The sequence below is a fragment of the Vibrio sp. OPT20 genome (genome assembly GCF_963889365.1).
GTDB lineage: Bacteria > Pseudomonadota > Gammaproteobacteria > Enterobacterales > Vibrionaceae > Vibrio > Vibrio splendidus.
Genome location: NZ_CAWPOA010000031.1, coordinates 358,957 through 372,029, shown reverse-complemented (window position 1 = coordinate 372,029; position 13,073 = coordinate 358,957). Strand labels below are relative to the sequence as shown.

Below are 13,073 nucleotides of genomic sequence, written 5' to 3'. Positions count from 1 at the left end.
GTTTTCCAATTCCCTTGTTGCCTAAAACAAAAAAGACCGCCCAATGAGTAGCGATCTTTTTGTTATACCAATCTGATTAAGTCATTATTGTCGTACTTGCGCTGATTGGTAAACAATCATATCAAGTATTAACGAATAATACCGCGCTCAGAGTTCTCTAGCATTTCTAGCATAGGAGTAACCGAAGTAAACTCTTTCGCCATTTCAACTAAAGCCGCTTTCGCTTCTTCAAGTGTTTTACCTGAACGGTATAACTCTTTGTACGCTTTCTGTAGTGCACGAATTTCTGGTTTCTCAAATCCGTTACGCTTCAGGCCCACTAGGTTAAGACCAAATGGAGCCGCATGGTTACCCTGTGCAAGCACGTACGGCAGTACATCTTGTACAACAGCAGAACAACCGCCAATGTAGGCGTAAGCACCTATTGAACAGAACGGGTGAATCGCAGATAGCGCCATTACACCAGCGTAGTCACCCACTGTTACGTGACCGCCAAGAATAGCGTTGTTACCAATATGAGTATGGTTACCAACAATAACATCGTGTGCTACGTGAGCATTAACACAAAGTAAGTTGTCATCACCGATCACTGTGGTTGCTTTGTCTTGAGTTGTACCACGGTGGATTTGAACCGCCTCACGAATCACGTTGCGATCACCGATCACAACTGTTGTCTCTTCGCCACCATACTTCTTATCTTGGTTCTCTTCACCGATAACAGCGTGTGGGAAGATGCGGTTTTCTTTACCAATGGTTGTGTGACCTTTGATCACCACATGCGACATCACTTCAGTGTCGTCACCAATTGTCACGTTACCAGCAATGTAAGTGAAAGGCCCAACCGTCACGTTAGCACCGATAGTTACATCACCTTCGATTACTGCTGCCGGGTGAATTTTCGCTGTTTCATGAATCATATTAAAACTCTCTACGAGCACATTTAAGTTCAGCTGAACATACAACTACGCCGTCAACTTTAGCAACGCCGTTAAACGATGCAATACCACGACGCTCTTTTAAGAATTCAACTTCGATAATCAGTTGGTCACCTGGCACTACTGGCTTGCGGAATTTAGCTTTATCTACACTTGCAAAGTAGTAAAGCTCGTTACCAGAAGGGGCACCAAATGATTTAAATGCTAGAAGACCTGTTGCTTGCGCCATTGCTTCTAAGATCAACACGCCTGGGAATACAGGAAGTTGAGGGAAGTGGCCTGTGAACTGAGGTTCGTTAACAGAGACATTCTTAATCGCAGTCAGTGTTTTTTCTTTTTCAAAGCTAGTCACACGATCAACCATTAAGAATGGGTAGCGATGAGGTAATAGTTCCTGAATTTCAGTAATGTTCATCGTTGTCTGTTCAGTAGTCAAAGTCGTATTCCTATGTATATTCTTTATTTAATTAGAAGGATTATAAACGAAAAAGACTCGCTGTACGCGAGCCTTTTATTAGAAATGCTGGAATTATGATTCCGCGCTTTTCTCGATAAGCTTTTCAACGGTTTTCAAACGCTTGTTCATTTCATCAATACGATGTACACGCGTTGCTGTTTTACGCCAATCTTTGTTTGGCTGTAAAGGAATACCCGAAGAGTACATGCCTTTCTCAGTGATACTGCGCATTACCATCCCCATACCGGTGATTGTAACGCCGCCAACGATTTCAATATGACCATTAATCACACAACCGCCACCAATAATACAGTACTTACCTATCGTCGTGCTGCCTGCGATAATAGTACCACCGGCAATAGCAGAACCATATCCGATGTGAACATTGTGAGCAATTTGAAGCTGGTTATCTAAGATAACGTTATCTTCAATGATTGTGTCATCTAATGCGCCACGGTCGATGGTTGTACACGCGCCAATTTCTACACGGTTACCAATGCGAACTGAACCGACTTGTGGAATCTTAACCCACTCACCTTTCTCGTTCGCATAACCAAAGCCATCAGAGCCAATGACAGTGCTTGATTGAATCAAACACGCGTCACCAATCACGACTTCATGGTAAACACTTACATTAGCCCATAGCTTAGTGCCTGTGCCAATATTTGCATTTTTACCAATAAAACAACCAGCTCCGATGATCACATCATCACCAAGTACCACACCAGACTCAATCACAGCGTTCGCACCGATAGACACATTTTGTCCAATGGTTGCATCGCTTGAAATTGAAGCAGAATCAGCGATAGCCGCTGCGGGTGCAGGAGTAGTATCAAGCGCTTGAGCAACTTTAGCAAAAGCAACGTAAGGGTCGCTGACCACAATCACGTTGGTCTTACACAGTTCGCGCTCACTCTCTTTAACCATAATAGCGGATGCTTTACAGTCACCAAGGTGCTTGCTGTACTTCACGTTCGAAAGGAACGTAATGTTTCCTTCTTGCGCTTTATCCATAGGAGCAACTGCTGAAACGGTAACCGTACCGTCTCCGTGTAGCTCTCCCCCGGTAATCGTTGCCAATTCGGCTAAAGTCAGGTTCTTCATAAACTTATTTCAGTGATTTAATTACTTGCTCAGAGATGTTGTATTCCGGCTTGCCGTACTGCAGAGCTTGAATATCAACAATCATGTCGTAGCCTTCTTTCTCTGCAACTTTAGTTACAGCATCTTGAATCACTTTGAATAGCTTCTGCTTCTCTTGTGCTTCACGACGTTGGCTTGCTTTTTCTAGTGCTTGAGCTTTGATTTTGTACTTACTATCTAGTTGACCGACTTCGATACGAAGCTTCTCAACTTCGTCAGGACCTAGTAGTTCACCATCACGCTTAAGCTTTTCAATCTTAGTTTTTGCTTCTGCTTGAATGCTCTGCAGCTCAGCAGCTTTATCTTTGAACTCTTCCTGCATTTTTTGAAGAACAACTTCGCGCTGAGGTAGAGCCTGGAATACTTGTGCAGTGTTTACATAACCCACTTTTTGCGCAGCTTCAGCAGCTGTTGCAAAGAAAGAAGAGCTAAGAACTACAAGGCCTAAACCTGCTGCTTTAATCATATTTTTCAAAATATTGTCCTTTAAATATTAGAAAGTTCTACCAATGGTAAATGTGAAGAATTCCTCATCATCACCTTCGTAAATTTTAACGGGTTTCGCTAGAGAGAAAACCAATGGGCCCATCGGCGACATCCATTGAAGGGCTGCACCATAAGATGAACGGTAATTTGTTGGATCAGAGTAATCGTAGTAATACTGGCTGCCACTGTTAGGTGCACCACGGTCTACGAACTCGGTATCCCATACACTTGCCATGTCGAAGAAGACACTGGTTCGAATCTGGCTACGTGCTTCATCAGAAGCAAACGGCGTAGGTACAATTAACTCTAAACTTGCCAAGGCAACCGCGTTACCACCAACCGAATCATCGGTTGCAGAGCTGTACGTAGGGTTGTTACCCGTACTGCTCCCATAAACGGCTTTTGGACCCGCTGAGTTAGAGCCAAAGCCACGCAACGTTGTAAAGCCACCTGCGTAGTAGTTCTCGTAGAATGGGAACAAGTTATCATTACCATCCGTTTGACCGTAACCATTACCATAGCCTAATCGGCCACGCATCAAAAGTGTGAACTCATGCTTTTTGGTCAGCGGGATGTAATGTTTTACATCGTACTGAGCTTTGAAGTACTTAGCGTCAGAGCCTGGTACAGTCATTTTAGCGAAAGCACGTTGGTGGTTACCCTCGGTTGGGAAGAAACCACGGTTAAGGTTGTTACGAGTCCAAGAGATATTGATATCGAAGTCATCGGTTAAGATGTTTTCGTCACCATATTGGTTAATACTTCTCGCGAACTGTTCCACTTGGATATAAGTCGGAACGTTACCGATCTTGTTGTGCGTATAGCCAACACCAAATTCGATACGGTTCAGCTCATCCATAGGGAAGCCCCATGTCAGGCTGGTACCGTAACTTTGGTTGGTATAGTCGACAATACCCGCTTCAGAGGCTTCAAATTCGTTGTAGAAGATCTTACCGCCTAAGCTCACACCATCAAGGTTCCAGTATGGGTCACGGTAGTCTAAGCTCACGTTCTTTTGGTAATCGTTCATCATGGCACTTACACCAACACGGTTACCTGAACCCGCAAAGTTATCTTGTTGCAAACCAACTTGGAAGCTGACACCTGATTCGGTACCGTAACCAACACCAAAGTTGATGCTGCCTGAGTTCGCTTCCTTAACGTTGTAAACCAAGTCAACTTGGTCTTCACTGCCAGGAACACGCACTGTTTGTACATCAACCGTTTCAAAGAAACCTAAACGGTTAAGGCGGCTCTTACCGGTGTCAATTGACTTAGAGTTAAGCCAGCTGCCTTCCATTTGACGCATTTCACGACGTAGTACTTCATCTTTGGTCGAGTTATTACCCGTAAATCGAATATCACGAACGTAGATACGGCTGCCCGCTTCTACATTAATCACCAATGATACTTCTTTGGTCTCATCGTCAAATTCAGGAATAGTACGTACTTGTGGGTACGCATAACCAGACTCACCAAGAATACGTTTTACGCCCTCTTCTAGTGATGTCACAGAAGAGCCGTTATACGTATCGCCGTCTTCAAATGGAACTAATGCTTCAAAATCAGCCTCACGGCCAATCAGCTCACCGCGAAACGCGACATCTTTAACGGTGTAGGCTTCGCCTTCATCAATACCAAGCGTGATGTAAACGCCTTTCTTATCTGGAGAGATCGCTACTTGTGTAGAATCCACCTTAAATTTAAGGTAACCACGGTCAAGGTAGTACGATTTCAACGCTTCGATATCACCCGCTAATACTTGCTTCTGGTATTTTTCATCCGCAAGGAAATTCCACCATGCAACATCAACATTCAAGTTGAAACGGCTCAGTAGCTCAGCATCAGAGAAGACTTCATTACCAATAAAGTTGATTTGCTGAATCTTAGCGGATACGCCTTCAGTAAATACAAACTTAAGGTCAGAACGGTTACGTGGCAAAGGTGTCACAACCGCTTTTACTGTCGCGTTGTACTTACCAACACTGTAGTAAAAATCTTCAAGGCCTTTCTCGATGTTACTCAGCGTTGTGCGGTCAAGGGCTTCACCTTCACGAACACCAGATGCATCTAGGTTCTGCTGAAGTTGCTCTTCTTTGATCGCTTTGTTCCCTGAAAATGAAATGCTTGCGATGGTCGGTCGTTCTTTTACTTGAACAACTAAAACACCTTCATCGCGAAGGACCTTAACATCCTCAAAGTTACCTGAAGCATACAGTGCACGAATGATCTCAGATACATCGCCTTCATCCACTTCATCGCCAATACGCACTGGCATTTTCAGTAGAGCTGCACCAAGTGCAACACGCTGTAAACCTTCGATCTTGATATCTTGAACTACAAAGTTTTGTGCTCCGTTCGCAGCCACACTAGTGGCCAATAGACTTGCGAACAGAATTTGCTTAATCGCCATACTTATTCTAATTATTCCTTGCTACTACCAATGCCTGTGAGAAACCATTCACAGACGAGTAAAATCATTAAATATTGCCAGAGCCATCAAAGAGAAGAGGATTGCACCTCCCACTCTGTATCCCATTTCCTGAATTTTTTCAGGGACAGGTTTACGAGTAATGGCCTCAATAGCGAAAAAGAGCAAATGTCCGCCATCAAGCATAGGCAGCGGAACCAAATTAATAATACCCAAATTGACACTAATCAGAGCCAAAAAGCCTAAGAAGTAAACCAAACCGTAATCGGCGGTTGTACCTGCGCCTTTAGCAATTGAAATCGGGCCACTCAAGTTGTTTAAGCCGACATCGCCAACGATGAGCTTCTTGAGCATTGTCAGCGTCAAACTAATGATTTGACCTGTTTTATCAAATGCTTTTCCTACAGACTCAATTACACCAAATTGTAACTCAAAGCGATAATCTTCTGGCCATTCTGCGACTTCTGGAGCAATACCCGCATAGCCGATTATTGAACCATCAGAAAGCTCTCGACTTTTTGGCGTCATAGACAACGACTGTTCAAAACCATTACGCAGTACAATAAGGTTCATGGATTTCATCGGGTTCGAGCGAATTAACTCAACAACCGACTGCCACTGTTCAATTGGCTGCCCATTAATTTCAACAATTTTGTCACCAGCTTCTAGCCCCGCAGAGTATGCAGCGCCATCATCAATAACTTGAGCAAGCACTGTTGATATCTCTGGAGAGTACGGTCTAAAACCAAGCGTTGTCATTGCAGACTCAGTTTCTGGGTTGAACGACCAGTCTGAAATATCCAATGTCACCTGTTGCTCAAAGCCGATATCGTCTTGAGAAGAAACCGTTACTGTCATGGATTGGTCACCAATATGTGATATCAAACCCATATTGACTGATTCCCAATCTGCGGTTTTGATTCCTGAAATAGATTTAAGTTCCATTCCAGTTTCAATTCCGGCTTGTGCAACAATAGATTGCGGGGTGACCTCACCGATCACCGGTTTAACCGCAGGCACGCCAATCAAAAATACCAGCCAATACGCAAACACCGCAAAGATAAAGTTAAATGCTGGGCCTGCACCGACTATCGCCGTGCGTTTCCACAATGGCTTCTTGTCAAAAGCATATTGCTGCTCTTCTTCAGAAAGGTCGTCAACACGCCCATCGAGCATCTTAACGTAGCCGCCCAGCGGAATCACTGACAAGCTGTATTCAGTACCATCACGGCCGATCTTGCTCCAGATTGATTTACCAAAACCAATCGAGAATTTTTCTACTTTCACACCACAACGACGAGCAACCCAGAAGTGTCCAAACTCATGAACAGCAACCAGGATACCAAGCGCTACAATAAAAGATGCGAAGTTCCACAGAATTCCACTCATGCTAGCTGCTCTTTAATAAATTGAATGGCTATTTGACGAGACATATTATCTAGCTCAAGAAGGCTTTCCAAGCTATCTAAACCCTCAGAGCTATATTGTTCACATACTTTGCTCATAACATGCTCATTAATGACAGCAATATCGGTAAACTTAACCCGATTGTTCAAAAAGGCATCGACTGCAATTTCATTGGCAGCATTAATTGCTGTTGTTGCATGCTGCCCTAGGTAGCACGCTTCAATTGCTAACCTTAAACATGGGTAACGGCTAAAATCGGGTTCTAGAAAAGTAAGCTCGCCCACTTTGGTGAAATCCAGCGGCTTAACGCCGGCTTCTGTACGCTCAGGATAAGACATCGTCAAAGCGATTGGCGTCGCCATATCGGGTTCACCCATTTGAGCAAGCACCGAGCCATCCTTGTACTGGACCATTGAATGAATCACAGATTGAGGATGAATAATGACTTTTAACTGTTCTTGAGAAGCATTAAATAGCCACTTAGCTTCAATGTACTCAAGACCTTTATTCATCATGGTCGCAGAGTCAACAGAGATCTTAGGGCCCATAGACCAGTTAGGGTGTGCAATAGCTCGAGCCGGTGTTACCGATTCTAACTCAGCAACATCCGTATAGCGGAAAGGGCCACCAGAACCCGTCAAGAGAATATGGTTGATACCGTTCTCTTCCAGATTACAACGGCCTAGATGGGTTTGTACATTTTGAGGCAGGCATTGGAAGATAGCATTATGCTCACTGTCTACAGGAAGTAGTTCAGCACCGTACTTTTCCACGGCGTCTATAAACAACTGTCCAGACATCACCAAGGCTTCTTTATTAGCAAGCAAAATACGCTTACCAGCCTCAACCGCAGCCATCGTAGGAAGCAAGCCTGCTGCTCCCACAATCGCAGCCATTACCGTGTCCACTTCCTCTAGAGAAGCAACCTGACACATGCCTTCTGGGCCTGAAAGTACTGTAACGTTAGGGTAATTAGCGGACAGTATTTCAGTCAGCTGAGATGCTGCATCAGGGCAAGCCATAGCAATATAGCTTGGTTGCCACTTTTCAACTAACGCCAACATCTTTTCGACATTCGACCCGGCAGCCAGTGCCACGACCGAATAGAGATCTGGGTTTTGTTCAACGACTTTTAGTGTACTTGCACCAATTGAGCCGGTAGCGCCAAGGATAGTTAGATTTCGCATCACATATGACCGTAGAAATGAAATAAAGGGCAGAATCACTGCCCTTTATTATTAGAATGCTAAATAAAGCAGAGCAAAGACAGGGAATGCAGCCGTTAAGCTATCTATTCTATCAAGTATACCACCATGACCAGGAATCAGATTACTGCTGTCTTTCACCCCTGAAACACGCTTAAACATGCTTTCAACAAGGTCACCAAGAACAGAGATAACGACAGTCACAAGGGTAATTACAATCATGTGAAGAGGACTTGTGAATTGGATATCAAACAAGTCAGCAAAAATCCAAGCTATGATCACCGCTGTAATAATGCCACCAATAAGACCTTCAATCGTCTTATTAGGGCTTACCGCTGGCGCCATCTTACGTTTACCAAAACTCTTACCAGAGAAGTATGCGCCGCTATCTGCAGCCCACACGAGCAAGCAAACAAACATCACTAGCTTTGCACCATGGTAAGGATCCGCATCGATACCGTTAGCGCGCAGAATCACCACACTCCAGAAAAATGGCAGCAGAGTCAGCACGCCAAATGCGTGACGAAGGAGAGAAGAATCTTTCCATGCGGGCATAGACTTAGGATAAGTCACTGCCATACCACTCGCTATTACCCACCAAATAGAGCCAATCGTTAGAATGGTATAGTGAGCGCTAGATAAATGATTAAGGCTAAATGCATCAAAAGGGATAAAAGCAAAACTTGCAGCACTGACTACAACCGTTGGAATCAGCGCTAAATAACGCGATTTGCTTTCAACAAACTGAGTCCACTCCCAAAAGCCCAATAGCGAGATTACTGCTAGTGAAAGAATAAACGTGGGAAGTGATAACTCGAAAATACCTAGAATAACTAGGGGAGCTAAAATCAACGCCGTAATAATTCGTTGTTTCAAACCAAAAAATCCTTATTAACTGTCCATCAGAGCTTTAATTTGCTCACCAGTGCATCCAAAACGACGCTCGCGGTTTACAAACCAAGTCACAGCTTCTACTAAACTGTCTTCATTAAAGTCTGGCCAGAATTGTTCAGTGAAATACATTTCGGCGTAAGCCAATTGCCAAAGCATAAAGTTACTAATGCGGCACTCGCCACTGGTGCGGATAAGTAGGTCAACTTCAGGAATATCTGCCATAGTCAGGTGCTGTGTAATCATAGCTTCATCAATGTCATCTACATTAATATCGCCAGACTTTACCTGTTGAGCAATAGAGGTCATTGCCTGCTGGATATCCCACTTGCCGCCATAGTTAGCAGCAATATTAATAACCATACCCGTATTGGTGCTAGTCAAAGCTTCTGCTTCTTCTATCTTCTTTTGTAGTCGATCATTGAAACGACTTTTATCACCAATAACACGCAATTGTAGATTATTTTTATGAAGTTTTTTCACTTCACTCGACAGCACTGAAATAAACAGCTCCATCAAGATACCGACTTCTTCTTCAGGACGACGCCAGTTCTCGCTACTAAACGCAAAAAGTGTAACGGCCTTAATGCCAAGTCTGGCAGATGAAGAGATGGTTTTACGAACGGCTTGAACACCGTTTTTATGACCAAAGACGCGAGGCTTGCCCTGAGCTTTTGCCCAGCGGCCATTACCATCCATAATGATAGCAATGTGTTTAGGAAGAGAGTCTGTGAACGCTTGAGAATTATGCATAAAAGAGTGAATCAAATTCTAATAGTCGAACAGAGTAGCATAAAAAAACGCTGAACCGTGAGTACAGCGTTTTTCCGGAAAGAAAAGAATATGGAAAATTAAACTTCCATCAACTCTTTTTCTTTAGTTGCTAGAACTTCATCTACGTTCTTAACCGCAATGTCAGTTAGCTTTTGAATTTCGTCTTGTGCTCTACGATCTTCATCTTCAGAGATTTCTTTGTCTTTCAGAAGTGCTTTTAGATCGCCATTCGCGTCACGACGGATGTTACGGATAGCAACACGGCCACCTTCAGCTTCACCACGAACGATTTTAACAAGGTCTTTACGACGCTCTTCCGTTAACGCTGGAAGTGGTACACGAATAACCGTGCCAGCAGACATAGGGTTTAGGCCTAGGTCAGATGTCAGGATTGCTTTTTCAACTAAAGGAGTCAGTGTTTTATCAAACACTGTAATTGCTAGTGTACGTGCATCTTCTGCAATAACGTTAGCAACTTGAGCCAAAGGCGTTGGTGCACCGTAGTACTCTACAGTAAGACCAGACAGTAGGCTTGGGTGAGCACGGCCTGTACGAATCTTTTGCAGGCTATTTTTAAGTGCATCTACACTTTTATCCATACGCTCTTGAGCGTCTTTTTTGATTTCGTTAATCACAATTTCACCTTGATTATGTTCTTTCTTCAAGAAAGCTTTTTATTTGGAGTGATAAGGATAAGCTTACCAAAGCATAACACCTCAGTAAGCCCGAAAAATTAGTCAGCGTCGCTGATTAATGTACCTTCAGTTTCACCCATAACCACGCGACGTAATGCGCCTGGTTTATTCATGTTAAATACACGGATTGGCATTTTGTGATCACGTGCTAGCGTAAATGCAGCCAAATCCATCACTTTAAGTTCTTTTTCAAGAATAGTGTTGTAAGACAACGTATCATACAGCTCTGCGTCTGGGTTTGCTACTGGGTCAGCAGTAAATACGCCATCTACCTTTGTCGCTTTTAGAACTACGTCAGCTTCAATTTCGATACCACGTAGACACGCAGCAGAATCTGTAGTGAAGAATGGGTTACCAGTACCAGCTGAGAAGATCACAACACGACCTTGACGTAGTTGGCTGATTGCATCTGCCCAGTTGTAGTCGTCACACACACCTTTAAGAGGGATAGCTGACATTACACGTGCATTTACGTAAGCACGGTGCAGGGCGTCACGCATTGCAAGGCCGTTCATTACCGTTGCTAGCATACCCATGTGGTCACCAACAACGCGGTTCATACCTGCTTCAGCAAGGCCTGCACCACGGAAAAGGTTACCACCACCGATAACAACGCCTACTTGAACACCTAGTTCAACCAATTCTTTTACTTCTTGAGCCATACGATCAAGGACCGTCGCGTCAATACCAAAACCTTCTTCGCCTTGTAGTGCTTCGCCGCTAAGTTTTAACAGAATACGTTGATACGCCGGTTTAGGGTTCGTAGTCATGGAGTTTACCTTCCAAAGAGTTGATGATTAACAGTCATGGATAAAAACTGAAGAGCTCAGTTTGCATTCATAACAGCTAACAGCCGAAAAATAATTCATTATTCATAAAAAGACCGCAGCATTTGCCACGGTCTTTTTCAATCAATACACTAAGGATTAACCTTGTTGTACCGCTGCAACTTCGTCTGCGAAACTCATTTCAGCCGCTTTCTCGATACCTTCACCAACTTCTAAACGAACGAAGGTAGTAACTGATGCGCCTTTCTCTTTAAGAATGTCAGCAACAGTTTTCTTAGGTTCCATGATGAAAGCTTGACCAGTAAGAGATACTTCGCCCGTGAATTTCTTCATACGGCCGATAACCATTTTCTCAGCGATCTCTTGTGGTTTGCCTTCGTTCATAGCGATTTCAACTTGAACAGCTTTTTCTTTTTCTACTACGTCTGCAGGTACGTCAGATGGGTTAACGTACTCAGGCTTAGAAGCAGCAACGTGCATAGCGATGTGCTTAAGCGTTTCAGCTTCGCCTTCACCAGCAACAACAACACCGATTTTCTCGCCGTGACGGTAAGAAGCAAGTGCAACACCTTCGATTAGCTCAACGCGACGGATGCTGATGTTTTCACCGATTTTAGTTACTAGCGCAATACGTGCGTCTTCAAACTTAGCTTGAAGTGCAACGATATCTAAACGCTCTGCTAGAGCAGCTTCAGCAACTTCGTTAGCGAATGCAAGGAAACCTGCATCTTTAGCTACGAAATCAGTTTGGCAGTTAACTTCAAGAAGAGCAGCAACGCCAGCGTCTTCTTTAATAACGATTGTGCCTTCTGCAGCAACGTTACCAGCTTTTTTAGCTGCTTTCGCTGCGCCAGATTTACGCATATTTTCAATTGCTAGCTCGATGTCGCCTTCAGCAGCAACAAGCGCTTTTTTACATTCCATCATGCCCGCAGCTGTGCGTTCACGAAGTTCTTTAACTAGAGCTGCAGTTACAGTTGCCATTCTCTATTCCTCAGTAAATTCTAAAAAAGATAAAAAACAGGGGCCTCATTAAATGGCCCCTGATATTGACTGTATTTAGCTTGCTTCAAATATCAATATGACACCTGAATATGAACTAAATATGGCTCAGAGCCGCTATTATTCAGCTTCTACGAAACCGTCTTTTTCAGCAGCAGCAGCGATAACAACGTCTTTGTTACGGCCTTCTTTAACCGCGTCAGCAGCAGCGTTAAGGTAAAGCTGTACTGCACGGATTGCATCGTCATTACCAGGAATGATGAAGTCAATGCCGTCTGGGTTAGAGTTAGTATCAACTACAGCGTAAACTGGGATACCTAGGTTGTTAGCTTCTTTAACTGCGATGTGTTCGTGATCAGCATCGATTACGAATAGAGCGTCAGGTAGGCCGCCCATGTTCTTGATACCACCAAGAGATTTCTCTAGCTTCTCCATTTCGCGAGTACGCATTAGAGCTTCTTTCTTAGTAAGCTTGTCGAAAGTACCGTCTTGAGCTTGCGCTTCAAGTTCTTTCAGACGCTTGATAGACTGACGAACAGTTTTGTAGTTCGTTAGCATACCGCCTAACCAGCGGTTGTTAACGTAGAACTGGTTGCTGTTGATAGCAGCTTCTTTAACAGCTTCAGATGCAGCACGCTTAGTACCAACAAAAAGAACTTTACCTTTCTTCTCGCCAACTTTAGCAATTTCAGCTAGAGCTTCGTTGAACATTGGTACAGTTTTTTCTAAGTTGATGATATGAACTTTGCTACGAGCACCAAAGATGAATGGCTTCATTTTTGGGTTCCAGTAACGAGTTTGGTGACCGAAGTGAACACCAGCTTTAAGCATATCGCGCATTGATACAGTTGCCATTTTA

Annotated in this window: 13 protein-coding genes; all 13 read right to left on the bottom strand. The window is 43.7% G+C overall.

The annotated features are described in order from the left end of the window. Positions 1-128: 128 nt before the first annotated feature. Entirely contained in the window at positions 129-917 is a 789-nt protein-coding gene (lpxA, locus tag AACR09_RS02830) for an acyl-ACP--UDP-N-acetylglucosamine O-acyltransferase (RefSeq protein ID WP_004734340.1), read from the bottom strand. Between the two features lies 1 nt (position 918). Next, complete coding sequence (fabZ, locus tag AACR09_RS02825; RefSeq protein ID WP_004734341.1) at positions 919-1,371, bottom strand: 3-hydroxyacyl-ACP dehydratase FabZ; 453 nt, start codon at positions 1,369-1,371, stop codon at positions 919-921. A gap of 93 nt (positions 1,372-1,464) precedes the next feature. Then, a complete protein-coding gene (gene lpxD / locus AACR09_RS02820; RefSeq protein WP_017079409.1) occupies positions 1,465-2,496 on the bottom strand; it encodes a UDP-3-O-(3-hydroxymyristoyl)glucosamine N-acyltransferase in 1,032 nt (343 codons plus the stop codon). Positions 2,497-2,500: 4 nt separating this feature from the next. Then, on the bottom strand, positions 2,501-3,001 hold the full coding sequence (locus tag AACR09_RS02815) for an OmpH family outer membrane protein (RefSeq protein ID WP_004734343.1): 501 nt from the start codon (positions 2,999-3,001) through the stop codon (positions 2,501-2,503). Between the two features lie 27 nt (positions 3,002-3,028). Next, positions 3,029-5,434 carry an outer membrane protein assembly factor BamA gene (gene bamA / locus AACR09_RS02810; protein WP_017084150.1) on the bottom strand — a complete coding sequence of 802 codons (2,406 nt, stop codon included), beginning with the start codon at positions 5,432-5,434 and terminating at the stop codon, positions 3,029-3,031. 48 nt (positions 5,435-5,482) lie between these two features. Next, positions 5,483-6,841, bottom strand: coding sequence for a sigma E protease regulator RseP (gene rseP, locus AACR09_RS02805; RefSeq protein ID WP_017084151.1), 1,359 nt, complete (start codon positions 6,839-6,841; stop codon positions 5,483-5,485). Next, positions 6,838-8,046, bottom strand: coding sequence for a 1-deoxy-D-xylulose-5-phosphate reductoisomerase (gene ispC / locus AACR09_RS02800; RefSeq protein WP_017095542.1), 1,209 nt, complete (start codon positions 8,044-8,046; stop codon positions 6,838-6,840). Before ispC ends, rseP begins: the two co-directional genes overlap by 4 nt. A gap of 51 nt (positions 8,047-8,097) precedes the next feature. Next, positions 8,098-8,940: a phosphatidate cytidylyltransferase gene (locus AACR09_RS02795; RefSeq protein ID WP_004734347.1), complete on the bottom strand. Its 843-nt coding sequence runs from the start codon at positions 8,938-8,940 to the stop codon at positions 8,098-8,100. A 15-nt stretch (positions 8,941-8,955) separates the two neighbouring features. Next, a complete protein-coding gene (locus tag AACR09_RS02790; RefSeq protein ID WP_029222668.1) occupies positions 8,956-9,708 on the bottom strand; it encodes an isoprenyl transferase in 753 nt (250 codons plus the stop codon). Between the two features lie 98 nt (positions 9,709-9,806). After that, positions 9,807-10,364, bottom strand: a complete 558-nt coding sequence (gene frr, locus AACR09_RS02785; RefSeq protein ID WP_004734349.1) for a ribosome recycling factor — start codon at positions 10,362-10,364, stop codon at positions 9,807-9,809. Positions 10,365-10,462: 98 nt separating this feature from the next. Then, a complete protein-coding gene (gene pyrH / locus AACR09_RS02780) occupies positions 10,463-11,194 on the bottom strand; it encodes a UMP kinase (RefSeq protein WP_017072669.1) in 732 nt (243 codons plus the stop codon). 156 nt (positions 11,195-11,350) lie between these two features. Then, the gene (gene tsf, locus AACR09_RS02775) at positions 11,351-12,196 is read right to left on the bottom strand and encodes a translation elongation factor Ts (protein ID WP_017072670.1); all 846 of its coding nucleotides are present in this window, start codon (positions 12,194-12,196) and stop codon (positions 11,351-11,353) included. 138 nt (positions 12,197-12,334) lie between these two features. After that, positions 12,335-13,069 (bottom strand): 30S ribosomal protein S2, encoded by a 735-nt coding sequence (rpsB, locus tag AACR09_RS02770; RefSeq protein WP_004734351.1) that lies wholly within the window; start codon positions 13,067-13,069, stop codon positions 12,335-12,337. Positions 13,070-13,073: the final 4 nt, after the last annotated feature.